The 14,537-nt window shown below is 69.8% G+C and carries 11 protein-coding genes and 2 pseudogenes; 10 read left to right on the top strand and 3 right to left on the bottom strand.

What is annotated here, in order from left to right; translation table 11 throughout:
- Nucleotides 1–129 precede the first annotated feature (129 nt).
- Both OHA11_RS12070 and OHA11_RS12065 read left to right on the top strand, forming a co-directional pair.
- The gene (locus OHA11_RS12070; RefSeq protein WP_266495164.1) at nucleotides 130–1,404 is read left to right on the top strand and encodes an alginate lyase family protein; all 1,275 of its coding nucleotides are present in this window, start codon (nucleotides 130–132) and stop codon (nucleotides 1,402–1,404) included.
- A gap of 38 nt (nucleotides 1,405–1,442) precedes the next feature.
- The gene (locus OHA11_RS12065) at nucleotides 1,443–3,113 is read left to right on the top strand and encodes an RNA polymerase sigma factor (RefSeq protein ID WP_266507104.1); all 1,671 of its coding nucleotides are present in this window, start codon (nucleotides 1,443–1,445) and stop codon (nucleotides 3,111–3,113) included.
- Between the two features lie 82 nt (nucleotides 3,114–3,195).
- On the opposite strand, the gene OHA11_RS12060 is transcribed toward OHA11_RS12065, so the two are convergent.
- The gene (locus OHA11_RS12060) at nucleotides 3,196–3,879 is read right to left on the bottom strand and encodes a glycerophosphodiester phosphodiesterase (RefSeq protein WP_266495162.1); all 684 of its coding nucleotides are present in this window, start codon (nucleotides 3,877–3,879) and stop codon (nucleotides 3,196–3,198) included.
- A 17-nt stretch (nucleotides 3,880–3,896) separates the two neighbouring features.
- Nucleotides 3,897–4,990 (bottom strand): annotated as a pseudogene (locus OHA11_RS12055) (adenosine deaminase).
- Nucleotides 4,991–5,090: 100 nt separating this feature from the next.
- On the opposite strand from OHA11_RS12055, the gene OHA11_RS12050 reads away from it, so the two are divergent.
- The gene (locus OHA11_RS12050; protein WP_266495159.1) at nucleotides 5,091–5,849 is read left to right on the top strand and encodes a DUF4190 domain-containing protein; all 759 of its coding nucleotides are present in this window, start codon (nucleotides 5,091–5,093) and stop codon (nucleotides 5,847–5,849) included.
- A 281-nt stretch (nucleotides 5,850–6,130) separates the two neighbouring features.
- On the opposite strand, the gene OHA11_RS12045 is transcribed toward OHA11_RS12050, so the two are convergent.
- Nucleotides 6,131–6,688: an NADAR family protein gene (locus tag OHA11_RS12045; RefSeq protein ID WP_266495158.1), complete on the bottom strand. Its 558-nt coding sequence runs from the start codon at nucleotides 6,686–6,688 to the stop codon at nucleotides 6,131–6,133.
- Nucleotides 6,689–6,895: 207 nt separating this feature from the next.
- On the opposite strand from OHA11_RS12045, the gene OHA11_RS12040 reads away from it, so the two are divergent.
- From OHA11_RS12040 to OHA11_RS12010, 7 genes and pseudogenes are all read left to right on the top strand, one after another.
- Nucleotides 6,896–8,434 (top strand): gamma-aminobutyraldehyde dehydrogenase, encoded by a 1,539-nt coding sequence (locus OHA11_RS12040; RefSeq protein ID WP_266495155.1) that lies wholly within the window; start codon nucleotides 6,896–6,898, stop codon nucleotides 8,432–8,434.
- Between the two features lie 50 nt (nucleotides 8,435–8,484).
- Complete coding sequence (locus OHA11_RS12035; RefSeq protein WP_266495152.1) at nucleotides 8,485–9,729, top strand: spermidine/putrescine ABC transporter substrate-binding protein; 1,245 nt, start codon at nucleotides 8,485–8,487, stop codon at nucleotides 9,727–9,729.
- 158 nt (nucleotides 9,730–9,887) lie between these two features.
- Entirely contained in the window at nucleotides 9,888–11,048 is a 1,161-nt protein-coding gene (locus tag OHA11_RS12030; RefSeq protein WP_266495149.1) for an ABC transporter ATP-binding protein, read from the top strand.
- Nucleotides 11,048–11,977 (top strand): ABC transporter permease, encoded by a 930-nt coding sequence (locus tag OHA11_RS12025; RefSeq protein ID WP_266495142.1) that lies wholly within the window; start codon nucleotides 11,048–11,050, stop codon nucleotides 11,975–11,977. Before OHA11_RS12030 ends, OHA11_RS12025 begins: the two co-directional genes overlap by 1 nt.
- Nucleotides 11,978–12,778: an ABC transporter permease gene (locus OHA11_RS12020; RefSeq protein ID WP_266495139.1), complete on the top strand. Its 801-nt coding sequence runs from the start codon at nucleotides 11,978–11,980 to the stop codon at nucleotides 12,776–12,778.
- Nucleotides 12,779–12,844: 66 nt separating this feature from the next.
- On the top strand, nucleotides 12,845–14,272 hold the full coding sequence (locus OHA11_RS12015; protein WP_266495137.1) for an FAD-binding oxidoreductase: 1,428 nt from the start codon (nucleotides 12,845–12,847) through the stop codon (nucleotides 14,270–14,272).
- 26 nt (nucleotides 14,273–14,298) lie between these two features.
- A pseudogene (locus OHA11_RS12010) lies at nucleotides 14,299–14,520 on the top strand (hypothetical protein); the annotation flags it as partial.
- Nucleotides 14,521–14,537 lie beyond the last annotated feature (17 nt).

Below are 14,537 nucleotides of genomic sequence, written 5' to 3'. Positions count from 1 at the left end.
CGACTCGCGCCTTCACGGAAAAAACTGTTATCCCGGAAGCCCTTCGTCCGTCTCCTGTGCACACGCACCACACACACCACATACACCACATACACCACACACGCCTCTCCATCCGCACAGGAGTTACTCGTGGCAGAGCACAACAAGCACCGCTTCAGCCGTCGCAGCGTCCTCCAGATCGCCGGCGGTGTCGCCGCCGCGGGAACCGTCGGCGGGGTCGCGATCTCGTTAAGCGGAGGTGACTCGGCCGACGCGGCGCAGAGCGGTGCCTCCCCGTCGCCCAGTGAGTCCGCCGCGAAGCCGGTCTTCGCGCACCCCGGGATGCTGCACAACGCCGGTGACCTCAACCGGGCCAAGGTGCGCGTCGCCGCGGGCCGCGAGCCCTGGGCCGCGGGCTGGCAGCGGCTGACCGCCAACCGGCACTCCGCGAGCACCTGGACCCCCAGGCCGCAGGCCACCGTCGTCCGCGGCGGCACCGGCCAGAACTACGTGTCTCTCTACAACGACATCCACGCCGCCTACCAGAACGCCCTGCGCTGGAAGATCGCGGGCACGAAGGAGAACGCCGAGGCGGCCGTCGCGATCCTCAACGCCTGGTCGGCCACGCTCACCACGGTCAACGGCAACGCCGACCGGTTCCTGGCCGCCGGGCTCTACGGCTACCAGTTCGCCAACGCCGCCGAGCTGGTGCGCGACTACTCCGGCTTCGACCTGGCCCGCTTCCAGAAGATGATGCTCAAGGTCTTCCACCCCATGAACGAGGACTTCCTCACCCACCACAACGGCGCCGTCATCACCAACTACTGGGCCAACTGGGATCTGTGCAACGTGGCTTCGGTCATGGCGATCGGCATCCTCTGCGACGACAGGGCCCTGTTCGACCGCGCGGTGGACTACTTCAAGAAGGGCGCGGGCAACGGCTCGATCGGGAACGCCGTCCCCTTCGTCCACGAGTCCGACGGTCTCGCCCAGTGGCAGGAGTCCGGCCGCGACCAGGGGCACACCGCGATGGGCGTGGGCCAGATGGGCGCGATCTGTGAGATGGCCTGGAACCAGGGCGTCGACCTCTACGGCTACGACGACAGCCGGTTCATGAAGGCCGCCGAGTACGTCGCCAAGTACAACCTCGGCGGTGACGTGCCCTTCACCAAGTACGCCTGGCGCAGCGGCACCGGGAACGGCAAGTACAACGAGCAGGCTGTGATTTCCCACATAGCCCGCGGGGAGCTTCGTCCTGTTTGGGAGGTCCTGCACTACCACTACGCGCGCCGCCGTCGGCTCTCCGTTCCGTACGTCACGGCGATGGCTGAGAAGGTGCGTGCGGAAGGCGGAGGCGGCGATTACGGGCCGAACAGCGGCGGCTACGACCAACTCGGCTTCGGGACGCTGCTCTACGCCAAGTGACACCTCTTCGGGAAGGGGCGTACGTGAAAGGGGCGTACGTGGACGGGCGGCAGTGGCGTACGACGATCGCGGCGGCACAGTCCGGCGACCGGCGCGCGCTCGACGAGCTCGTGGAGGGCTGGCTGCCGCTGGTCTACAACATCGTCGGCCGCGCGCTGAACGGTCACGCGGACGTCGACGACGTCGTGCAGGAGACGATGCTGCGAGCCGTCGACAACCTCGGGACACTGCGCGATCCGGACAGCTTCCGTTCCTGGCTGGTCGCCATCGCCATGCGGCAGATACGCGACCGGGCCCGGCGGCGGACCTCCGAGTCGCTGGCCTCCGCCACCGACGATGCAGCCCAGGAGGTCACCGACTTCGCCGAACTCACCGTGCTGCGGCTTCAGTTGGAGGGCCAGCGGCGCGAGGTCGCGGAGGCGGTGCGCTGGCTCGACGACGAGGACCGGCAGCTGCTGTCGCTGTGGTGGCTGGAGGTCGCCGGGGAACTCAGCCGACGCGAACTGGCGGCGGCCGTCGGCATCAGCCGCCAGCACGCCGCCGTACGCGTCCAGCGGATGAAGGCCCGCCTGGAGGCCGCGCGCGGCATCGTGCGGGCGCTCGACTCGGCCTGCCCCGACCGGCGCGAGCTGACCGCCCGCTGGGACGGACGTCCCGACTCGGTGTGGCGCAAACGGCTGGCCCGGCACATCCGGGGCTGCCGCCACTGCGCCGCGCCGGGCGAGGCCGTCGTACCGGCCGAACGGCTGCTCGTCGGGCTCGCGCTCGTCCCGATCCCGGTCGGCTTCACGCTCTCGCTCGCCCTCGGCGGCAAGACGGCGGTCGCCGCGACGACCGCCGCCACGGGCGTCGGCTGGTCCGCCAAGGTCGTCGCCGCGCTCACCAAGCCCGCCGTCGCCATGACGGCCGGGGCGACCATCGTCGCGGGCGGCGCGTACGTCGTCACCCAGCCCGACGCGGCACCGCCGAAGGCCGCCGCGCCGCCCACCGCGTCGAGCACCTCACGGCCGAGGCCGCCGAGCCCTTCCGCGCCACCGAGCCCGTCACCGTCTGCCGGCAGCACCCCGAAGAGCTTGTACGGCACGGTCGTCGACGCCGTGGACCAGGCCCCGGACCCGGACGCCCGGCCCGCGGACCTGCCGCGCCGCCCGGAAACCGGGATCACCAGCACCGGCGGCCCCAAGGCCGTGATGCAGCACCGCGGGGACAGCGTGACGCTCAGCGGCCGGGGCTATGTGCTGGTGCGCTGGCAGATCTCCCCGAAGTCGCGGCCCGGCGCCGTGGTCATGCCCGCCTGGACCGGCCTCAAGGGAAAGGTGTTCCACGTGGCCTCGGGCGGCGGCCGCCGGATGGACGACACCTTCGCGGCGAACGCCGACGGCTACACCTCCGGCATGGGCGGGCCGGGCGTCGGATACGCCGTCCTGCCCACCGGCACCCAGCAGATGTGGCAGAACGAGTACTTCTACGTCGACGGCACCGTCACCCTCGTCCAGAACGAGCGGGGCGCCGACTACGGGCTGATCGTCTTCCCGTCGAACCGGGAGGCCGTGACCAAGGACATCATGACCGGCCCCGCCCAGGGCGCCATCCGCTACGGCCTGGTCCGCGACACCGGAAAGGACACGACGCCCGTCCCCCAGTACGTCACGCGCGAGACCCCGGCGGACGCGGCGACGGTGCGTCAGGCGTCGCGGGTGAAGGCCTAGTTGGTGCCTGGTGCCTGGTGCCCGGTGCCCGGTGCCTGGTGCCTGGTTCCGGACCTCGGACCATCAGCCCTTGCGCAGGGCATCAGCCCTTGCGCAGGGCGCACAGGGTGTCGATGCGGTTCGTCGTGATCGAGTCGACGCCCGCGTCGAGGAGGCGCCGCATGGAGCGGCGGGTGTCGGGCGTCCACACCGACACCAGGTATCCGTCGCGGTGCGTGCGGGCGACCACGTCGCGGTTGGCAAGCCCGAAGCGGTAGTTGAGCCACCGCGGCCGCACCGCGTCCAGCAGTGCGGGCCGCGGGGGCGCGAGGGTCGTCCAGGTGAGGGCGATCTCCGCGGCGGGGTCGGCGGCGCGGACGGCGAGCAAGGTGTCGGCGCCGGCGCAGTAGTACACGCGCTCCTCGGCACCGAAGTCACGGATGACGCCGACGATCCGGCGGACGGCACGCGCGTCCGCCGGACCCGGCAGATCGATCATGAGCCGGCCGTCGTCCGTCGCCTTCAGGGCCTCCTCCAGCGTGGGAACACCGCCGGAAGTGAGGCCCCGCACCTCGTCCCAGGAGAGCGACCGCAGCGGCCGGTCCTGCTCCCACAGCCGCTTCAGCGAGTCGTCGTGCAGCAGCACGGGCACGCCGTCACGGGTGAGCCGGACGTCGAACTCCACGGCGTCCGCGCCCCGTTGGAGTGCGGAACGCAGCGAGTCGATCGTGTTCTCGCGGACGCGGTAGGGGTCGCCGCGGTGGGCCACGGCTGTCACGGTACGCATGGGCCCATTGTGCTGGGTCAGGGAGCGAGCCAGGCAGTGGTGTACGTGTCGATCTCCGCGGCGAGCTTCGCCTTGCCGGTGTCGTCGAGGAAGGAGACCTCGACGGCGTTCTTCGCGAGCCCGGCGAGACCCCGCTCGTCGAGGTCGAGGAGGCGGGCGGCGACCGCGTACTCGTTGTTGAGGTCGGTGCCGAACATCGGCGGGTCGTCGGAGTTGACGGTGACGACGACGCCTGCCCGTACGAACTCCTTCATGGGGTGCTCGTCGAGGGTGCGGACCGCGCGGGTGGCGATGTTGGAGGTGGGGCAGACCTCCAGCGGGATCCGGTGCTCGGCGAGGTGCGCGAGGAGCTTAGGGTCCCGGGCTGAGCTGGTGCCGTGCCCGATGCGCTCGGCGCGCAGAACGGTCAGCGCGTCCCAGACGGTCTCCGGTCCCGTCGTCTCGCCCGCGTGCGGTACGGAGTGCAGGCCGGCCGCGATCGCGCGGTCGAAGTACGGCTTGAACTGCGGCCGGGGCACGCCGACCTCGGGTCCGCCGAGCCCGAAGGAGACCAGGCCCTCCGGGCGGAGCTTGTCGGTGGTGGCCAGCCGGACCGTCTCCTCCGCGGACTCGATTCCCGCCTCGCCCGGAATGTCGAAGCACCAGCGCAGTACGGTCCCGAAGTCGGCCTCGGCGGACGTGCGCGCGTCCTCGATCGCCTCCATGAAGGCACCCTCGTCGATACCGCGACGGGTCGACGAGAACGGCGTGATCGTCAGCTCGGCGTAGCGGATCTGCTGGCGGGCCATGTCGCGCGCGACCTCGTACGTCAGCAGACGTACGTCCTCGGGGGTGCGGATGAGGTCGACGACGGACAGGTACACGTCGATGAAGTGGGCGAAGTCCGTGAACGTGAAGTAGTCGACCAGGGCCTCGGGGTCCGACGGCACCTTGGAGTCGGGGTGGCGGGCGGCCAGTTCGGAGACGATGCGGGGGGAGGCTGAGCCGACGTGGTGCACGTGCAGTTCGGCCTTGGGCAGTCCGGCGATGAAGGCGTGCAGGTCGCGGTGGTCGGTCAAGGGTTCCTCCCCGGGAACGGCGCCCGGCCGTGTGTCCGGCGGGCGCGGGTGATCGGCTGATCGGTGGTTCAGGGATCATCGTAGGACGCGGCCCGTGCGGGGAGAGGTCCGGGCCGTAGCATGACGCTACGTACAACAGAGGGGACTCCGCGCATGTCCGACGACGCGCAGACACCGGATGCGCCGGAGCACGACGGGCCGCGGGACCGCGGCCCGGAGGACGCGGGGCCCGGTCATGCAGCTCCCGGTCATGCAGCTCCTGGTGATGCGGCTCCCGTGGCGAAGGTCCCGCTGACCAAGCCCGCCGCCGAGCCGGACTCCTGGGCTCCGCCGACCGCGTCGGCCCCCGCCCCTGCCCCGGGAAACCCCTTCGCGCCTCCCGGCGGTCCTCAGCCGGGCTATCCGTACGCACCTCCGGTCGGCCCGCACCCCCACTCCCACGCTCACCCCCATCCCACTCCCGGCTCCTCCGTCCCTCCGCCTCCCATCGCTCCCGACGGTCCCGGCCAGATGCCGTACGGATACGGCTATCCGGGGTATCCCGGATACGGAGGTCCCGTCGGCGGCCCGGGCTACGGCTGGCCCGGAATGCCCATGGCGCCCAGCAACGGGCTGGGCACGGCCGGGCTCGTACTCGGCATCATCGCGGCGATCGGCTTCTGCCTCTGGCCGGTTGCCCTCGCCTGCGGCATCCTCGCGGTGATCTTCGGCGCGATCGGCCGCGGCAAGGCGCGCCGCGGGGAGGCGACCAACCCCGGCCAGGCCCTGGCCGGCATCATCTGCGGGGCCGTGGGCATAGCCCTGGCCATCGCCTTCGTGGTGCTCTTCCTCGTCATGCCCGAGGAATCGGGCAGTGGAGACTCGGAGACGACGGATGACGGCTTCAGCACGTCGCTGACCGTCGACAGTTGATCTGCCACGGCTTACGGGTGCGGGTGCGGGTGCGGGTGCGGGTGCGGGTGGGTGGGGGCTGGTCGCGCAGTTCCCCGCGCCCCTGGGGTGGTTGGGGCTCAATGCCGCGTATCGGGCGTTGGCCGTCCTTGGCTGAGCGCGCAGTTCCCCGCGCCCCTGACGGGGCGCCCCGTCAGGGGCGCGGGGCTGTGTTCATTTGCGGCTTCTCCCCCACTCTCGGCTTCGCTCGAGCGGGGGGACCCCCATCGTGGGCGCGACCAGCCCCCACCCACCCGCAGCCATCAAACAGACCGCAACCGATCCCGCGCCTCCATCAACGCGAACCCGAGCAGGTTCGCCCCCCTCCACCGCTCCGGATCAGCCGCCCGCTCATCGCTCGCCGCCAACCCGATCCCCCACACCCGATCAACAGGGCTGGCCTCAACAAGCACCCGCTCACCCGTGCCCAGCAAGAACGCCCCCAGCGAACCGTCCGCGGCGAACTTCCGCACGCTGCCCTCCACCACGATCCCGAACCGCTCCCGCTCCCACACGGCCTCGTCGAAGCCCCGCACCAGCCGCCCCGCCTTCTTGGCGAGCGCGGGATTCGGGGCGTCGAGCGCGAGCCGCTCCGCCCTCTCGTCACCGAACAGCCGCGCTTTCCGCGCCATCATCCAGTGCTCGGCCGTCCGGTACTCCACTCCGTCCACCGTGAACGGCGACGGCCACCACTGACTCAGACAGCCCGCCCCCACCTGCCCGTCCGCCCGCGCCCGGTGCCCCCAGAAGTGCAGGTACTTGACTCTCGCCCCGGACTGGACCGCACTGATCAGCGCGTCCCAGGAATCGATCTTCCCCATGCACGCGAGTCTGGCAGGCACCACTGACAGTCCGTCCCTCCTTTTCCCGGGGAACTCGACACCTGGCCGACAGATTCCGTCGCGTAACCAAAAGGCAACAACGGAATCACTTGTTGGAGGACGGTTGCTCTGTCAGGATCGGCACTCAAATCGAGCTGGAGCTACGCCCACCCCCGGTGCACGGGGAGGACGGCGGAGGAGAGCGACATGCACAATCCGGGCCATCGCTTCCAGGCACAGGACCGCTTCCCGGCGCAGGACCGCTTCGAGGCGGGCGCGCAGTACATCGCGGGGCGGCTGACCAAGGGCACGTCCGGCCGCACGCACGCGGTCGTCGACCCGGCCACCGGCGACGAGGTCTACACGTACGAGCTGGCCGGTACGGCGGACGTGGACGCGGCCGTCGCCGCCGCCCGCGAGGCGTTCCCGGGCTGGGCCGCCACCACCCCGGGCGAGCGCTCCGACGCCATGCACCGCTTCGCCGCCGTGCTGGCCGACCGCGCCGAGGAGTTCGCGCAGGCGGAGTCCCTCCAGTGCGGCAAGCCGATCAAGCTGACCCGGGAGTTCGACGTCCCGGGCACGATCGACAACACCGCCTTCTTCGCGGGCGCCGCCCGGCATCTGCAGGGGCAGTCCGCGGGCGAGTACTCCGGCGACCACACCTCGTACGTACGCCGTGAACCCATCGGTGTCGTCGGCTCCATCGCCCCCTGGAACTATCCCCTCCAGATGGCCGCCTGGAAGATCCTCCCGGCGATCGCCGCGGGCAACACCATCGTCCTGAAGCCCGCCGAGCTCACCCCGCTCACCTCGCTGCTGTTCGCCGAGGCGGCCACCCAAGCGGGCATCCCGGACGGTGTCGTCAATATCGTCACCGGGGCGGGCAAGGACGCCGGTGAGCATCTCGTCGGGCATCCCGACGTCGCGATGACTTCGTTCACCGGCTCCACCGCCGTCGGTAAGCGCGTCGCCGAGATCGCTACCGCCACCGTCACGCGCCTTCACCTGGAGCTCGGCGGCAAGGCCCCCTTCGTGGTCTTCGACGACGCGGACCTGGAGGCCGCCGTGCACGGCGCGGTGGCGGGCGCGCTCATCAACACGGGACAGGACTGCACGGCCGCCACGCGCGCGTACGTCCAAAGGCCCCTCTACGAAGAGTTCGTTTCCCGGACGGCGGAGCTGATGGGGACCGTCCGGCTCGGCGATCCCTTCGCACCCGACACCGACCTCGGGCCGCTCATCTCGGTCGCCCAGCGCGACCGCGTCGCCGGATTCGTCGACCGGGCACGGTCCTACGCGCGCGTGGTCACCGGCGGCGAGATCCCGCAGGACCTCAAGCACGGCGCGTACTACCGGCCCACCCTCGTCGCGGACGCCGCCCAGGACAGCGAGATCGTGCAGTCCGAGCTCTTCGGCCCTGTTCTCGTCGTGCTCCCCTTCGACAGCGACGACGAAGGCATCCGGCTCGCCAACGATTCGCCGTACGGTCTCGCCGCTTCCGCGTGGAGCCGTGACGTGTACCGCGCGAACCGTGCCACGCGCGAGATCAAGGCGGGCTGTGTGTGGGTCAACGACCACATCCCGATCATCAGCGAGATGCCGCACGGCGGATACAAGGCGTCCGGCTTCGGCAAGGACATGTCCTCGTACTCGTTCGAGGAGTACACCCAGATCAAGCACGTCATGTTCGACAACACCGCGGTGGCCAGGAAGGACTGGCACCGCACGATCTTCGGGGACCGTTAGTCGCCACCGGCCCAGACCAGGCCGCACCCTCCCGAAAGGGCACCACGAGCATGGAGCAGTACGAGCCCGACCGCCTGTCCCCGGCCCGACTCGCCGCCATGCGGCGCGGCCTCAGCAACGGCAGGGCCTCCCTCACCCGCCGTTCGCTGCTGCGCGCGTCCACCGGCGGCGCGCTCGCCCTGGGCGGGCTCGGGACGCTGAGCGCCTGCGGGATACCCGCGGCGAAGAACACCGCGGGCGTCTCGTCCGAGGACCACTCGGCCAAGGAGAAGCAGATCACCTTCTCCAACTGGACCGAGTACATGGACGTCGACGACAGCGAGAAGCACCACCCCACGCTCGACGCGTTCACCAAGCGCACCGGCATCAAGGTCAAGTACACCGAGGACATCAACGACAACGTCGAGTTCTTCGGGAAGATCAAGCCGCAGCTCGCGGCGGGCCAGGCCACCGGACGCGACCTGATCTGTGTCACCGACTGGCTGGCCGCCCGGCTCATCCGCTTCGGCTGGGTGCAGAAGCTGGACGCGTCCAACCTGCCGCACGCGTACGCCAACCTGTCCCAGCAGTTCCGTACGCCGGACTGGGACCCGGGACGCGCGTACTCGTACCCCTGGACCGGTATCTCCACGGTCATCGCCTACAACAAGAAGGCGCTGGACGGCGTGGAGGTGAAGTCCCTCTCCGACATGCTCGACAATCCCAAGCTCAAGGGGCGCATCGGCTTCCTGTCCGAGATGCGCGACAGCATCGGCATGACGCTGCTCGACCTGGGCAAGGACCCGGCGAAGTTCACCGACGACGACTTCGACGCGGCGATCGCCCGCCTCCAGAAGGCCGTCGACCAGGGCCAGATCCGCCGCTTCACCGGCAACGACTACACCTCCGACCTCACCAAGGGCGACCTCGCGGCCTGTGTCGCCTGGGCCGGTGACGTCGTCCAGCTCAAGGCGGACAGCCCGGACGTCGACTTCGTCATCCCGGACAGCGGCTATCTGACGTCCACGGACAACCTGCTGGTCCCCAACAAGGCCCGGCACAAGACCAACGCCGAACGGCTCATCGACTACTACTACGAGCCCGCTCCGGCCGCCCAGCTCGCCGCGTACATCAACTACGTCTGTCCCGTCGACGGAGTGAAGGCCGAGCTGGCGAAGATCGACGAGTCGGCGGCCGACAACCCGCTGATCATTCCGGACGCCGCCATGGCGGCCAAGTCCCACTCCTTCCGCTCCCTGAGCGCGAAGGAAGAGACGGCCTACGAAGAGAAGTTCGCGAAGCTGACCGGGGCGTAACGCCTCCGGCGGGTGCGGAATCGGTGGTTCGGGTCGCGAGGGCGGGTGCCCGGCGTTCCGGGCGGCAGTGCCGGCTCCGCCTCGGACCTGCCCGTGCGGCACGGCTTCCGTGTCCCGCCCCCGGACCACAGACGACCCCGACACCCAGGGACCACACCATGACGAAAGACACCGGCGGCGACGTCCGCCTCTCCGGAATCAGCAAGACCTACGGCTCCTTCACCGCCGTCCACCCGCTCGACCTGACCGTCCCCCAGGGCTCGTTCTTCGCCCTGCTCGGCGCCTCAGGCTGCGGCAAGACCACCACCCTGCGGATGATCGCCGGTCTGGAGGAACCTTCCTCCGGCTCCGTCGCGCTCGGCGACCAGGACGTGACGAACCTGCCGCCGTACAAGCGGCCTGTGAACACCGTCTTCCAGTCGTACGCGCTCTTCCCGCACCTCGACATCTTCGAGAACGTCGCCTTCGGTCTGCGCCGGCGCGGCATCAAGTCGGTGAAGAAGCAGGTCGAGGACATGCTCGACCTCGTCCAGCTCGGCGAGCAGGCCCGCAAGAAGCCGCACCAGCTCTCCGGCGGCCAGCAGCAGCGCGTCGCCGTGGCCCGCGCGCTGATCAACACCCCCAAGGTCCTCCTTCTCGACGAACCCCTAGGCGCCCTCGACCTCAAGCTGCGCCGCCAGATGCAGCTGGAGCTCAAGCGCATCCAGACCGAGGTCGGCATCACCTTCGTGCACGTCACACACGACCAGGAGGAGGCCATGACGATGGCCGACACGGTCGCCGTGATGAACGCGGGCCGTGTCGAACAGCTCGGCTCGCCCGCCGACCTCTACGAGAACCCGCAGACCACCTTCGTCGCCAACTTCCTCGGCACCTCGAACCTCATCGAGGCCGAGGTCGACACCAGGAGCGGCGCCGAGATCGTCCTCAAGGCGGGCGGCGGCAAGCTCGTCCTGCCCGAGGCGCGATGTTCCGCGCCCACGGCGACCGGCGGCAAGGTTCTCGTCGGCGTCCGCCCCGAGAAGATCTCGCTCACGCACGCCGACGACGCGGGCGAGATACCCGTCGGCCGCAACCGCATCACCGGCACGATCGCCGACTCCAGCTTCATCGGCGTCTCCACGCAGTACGTCATCGACAGCCCGGTCTGCCCCGAGTTCGAGGTCTACGCCCAGAACATCGACCGCGACTCCCGGCTCGTGCGCGGTGCCGAGGTCGTCCTGCACTGGAACCCGGCCCACACGTTCGGCCTGGACGCCGCTCAGGACATCGACGCGGGCGTGGAGACGGTGGGGCAAGAAGAGGGGGTGGCGGCCTGATGACCACTGTCACCGAGGCGCCACCCCTGGCGCCGACCCCCGCACCGAAGGAACGCCCGCCCGGAAAGCGCGGCCGCCTCACCCCGTACTGGCTGCTGCTCCCCGGCATCCTCTGGCTGCTCGTCTTCTTCGCTCTGCCGATGGTCTACCAGGCCTCCACGTCCGTGCAGACGGGCTCCCTGGAGGAGGGCTACAAGGTCACCTGGCACTTCGCGACGTACTGGGACGCGGTGTCCGAGTACTGGCCGCAGTTCCTGCGCTCCATCGCGTACGCCGGTACCGCCACGATCCTTTGTCTGCTGCTCGGCTACCCGCTCGCGTATCTGATCGCGTTCCGCGCGGGCCGCTGGCGCAACCTGATCCTGATCCTGGTGATCGCCCCGTTCTTCACCAGCTTCCTGATCCGTACGCTCGCCTGGAAGACGATCCTCGCGGACGGCGGCCCGGTCGTCGGCGCCCTCAACTCGCTGCACGTCCTGGACGTCACCAGCTGGCTCGGCATCACGGCCGGGGACCGGGTCCTCGCCACGCCGCTCGCCGTGGTCTGCGGTCTCACGTACAACTTCCTGCCGTTCATGATCCTGCCGCTCTACACCTCCCTTGAGCGGATCGACGGGCGGCTGCACGAGGCGGCGGGCGACCTGTACGCGAAGCCCTTCACCACCTTCCGCAAGGTGACGTTCCCGCTGTCGATGCCCGGTGTCGTCTCCGGGACGCTGCTCACGTTCATCCCGGCGAGCGGCGACTACGTGAACGCCGATCTGCTCGGCTCCACCGACACCCGCATGGTCGGAAACGTCATCCAGACCCAGTTCCTGCGGATTCTCGACTATCCGACGGCCGCGGCGCTCTCGTTCATTCTCATGGCCGGGATCCTCGCCATCGTCACCCTCTACATTCGCAAGTCCGGGACGGAGGATCTGGTTTAAATGGCCCTCGTACGCTGGCTGAAGCGCCGTCTCGTCGTCATCGCGGGTCTGCTGACCCTCGGTTATCTGCTGCTGCCGAACATCGTCGTCACGGTGTTCTCCTTCAACAATCCGAAGGGGCGCTTCAACTACGAATGGCAGCAGTTCTCCACGGAGGCATGGACCGATCCCTGCGGGGTCGCCGACCTGTGCGGCTCGCTCTCGCTGAGCCTGCAGATCGCGGCCTGGGCGACCCTCGGCGCCACCGTCCTCGGCACGATGATCGCCTTCGCGCTCGTCCGCTACCGCTTCCGCGCGCGCGGCGCCGTGAACTCGCTGATCTTCCTGCCGATGGCGATGCCCGAGGTCGTGATGGCCGCCTCGCTGCTCACGCTCTTCCTCAACCTGGGCGCCGAACTGGGCTTCTGGACCATCCTGATCGCCCACATCATGTTCTGTCTGAGCTTCGTGGTCACCGCCGTCAAGGCCCGAGTCATGTCGATGGACCCGAGGCTGGAGCAGGCCGCCCAGGACCTGTACGCGGGTCCCGTGCAGACCTTCGTCCGCGTCACCCTGCCCATCGCCGCCCCCGGAATCGCCGCGGGAGCGCTGCTCGCCTTCGCGCTCTCCTTCGACGACTTCATCATCACCAATTTCAACGCGGGCTCGACCGTCACCTTCCCCATGTTCGTCTGGGGCTCGGCCCAGCGCGGCACACCCGTTCAGATCAATGTCATCGGTACGGCCATGTTCATCGTCGCCGTACTGTTCGTGCTGGCCGGAATGGTCATCGGCAACCGCCGAAACCGCCAAAAGGCATAGCGCTTCAAGAGGCTTCAAGAACATCAGGAAACTTCAAGAAAGCAGCAGTCGTAGGGAGTTGAAATCATGGCCCCAAGCGCCATGAGCCGTGACAAGAACTGGGCGAAGTCCCTCTCCGACGCCCAGCCGGTCTCGTACTGGCTGGACGACCCCGGCAGGCCCCGCCCCGAACCCGCCCTCACCACCGTCGAGACCTGCGACCTGCTCGTCGTCGGCGGCGGCTACAGCGGGCTGTGGACCGCGCTCCTCGCCAAGGAGCGCGACCCCGGTCGCGAGGTGGTCCTGGTCGAGGGCCGCGAGGCGGGCTGGGCCGCCTCGGGCCGCAACGGCGGCTTCTGCGCCGCCTCCCTCACCCACGGCCTGGCCAACGGCCTGACCCGCTGGCCCGACGAGATCCACCAGCTGGAGGAGCTGGGCGCCCGCAACCTCGACGGCATCGAGGCGACCGTCGCCCGCTACTCCCTCGACTGCGACTTCGAGCGCACCGGCGAGATCGACGTCGCCACCGAGCCGTACCAGGCGGCCGAACTCCGGGACTGGTACGAGGAGTTGGAGCGCGAGGGCCTGGCGGACGACGTCGAGTACCTGGACACCGACGCCGTACGGGGACAAGTCGACTCACCGACCTTCCTGGCCGGCCTCCACGACCGCCGCGGCGTCGCCCTGCTGCACCCCGCCAAGCTCGCCTGGGGCCTCAAGCGCGCCTGCGTCGAACTCGGCGTCCGCGTGTACGAGCACACGCCCGCGCTCACCCTCAAGCCGTACGGCGCCGGAATGGCCGTACGCACGCCGTACGGCAGCATCCGCGCCCGCCGGGTCGCCCTCGGCACCAACATCTTCCCGAACCTGGTCAGACGCGTGCGCTCGTACACCGTCCCGGTCTACGACTACGCCCTGATGACCGAGCCGCTGACCGCCGACCAGCTCGCGTCGATCGGCTGGCGGAACCGGCAGGGCCTCGGGGACTCGGCGAACCAGTTCCACTACTTCCGCCTGTCCGCCGACAACCGGATCCTGTGGGGAGGCTACGACGCGGTCTATCCGTACGGGGGCCGAGTGCGCGCCGAGTACGACGACCGGCCGGAGACGTACGCGAAGCTCGCCGGGCACTTCTTCACCTGCTTCCCGCAGCTGGAGGGCGTCCGCTTCAGCCACGCGTGGGGCGGCGCGATCGACACCTGCTCCCGCTTCTCGGCCTTCTTCGGCACCGCCCACCAGGGCCGCGTGTCCTACGCGGCGGGCTTCACGGGCCTCGGCGTCGGCGCCACCCGCTTCGGCGCGGACGTGATGCTCGACCTGCTGTCGGGGGAGCGCACGGAGCGTACGTCGCTGGAGATGGTCCGCAAGAAGCCGCTGCCCTTCCCGCCGGAGCCGTTCGCGTGGACGGGGATCGCGCTCACCAAATGGTCCCTGGCGCGGGCGGACGCGCACGGCGGCCGACGCAATCTGTGGCTCAGGACCATGGACAGACTGGGGCTCGGCTTCGACAGCTGAGACCGCCTGACCCGCCTCTGTCTGAACCGGGGAGGTCGACCGGCGGAGTCCGCCGGCTGGTCCCGCCGGACGGCTCCGGCACGCTCACCGACCCGACGCTGCTGGAACTGGCCATGCACGAGGCGGCGGTGCGTCTGGCGACCGACGACCCCAGCCAGCCGTCGACGACCCCAGCCAGCCGTCGACGGCGGCGGACGGTCGCTGATGATCGCGGACAGCGGCTGATGACCGCGGCCAGTCGCCGATGACCGCGGCCAGTCGCCGG

Origin of the sequence: Streptomyces sp. NBC_00878 (genome assembly GCF_026341515.1) — a bacterium.
In the GTDB taxonomy this organism is placed as follows: Bacteria; Actinomycetota; Actinomycetes; order Streptomycetales; family Streptomycetaceae; genus Streptomyces.
Note: the sequence above shows the minus strand (reverse complement) of the source record. Positions and strands in the feature narration are given on the sequence as shown.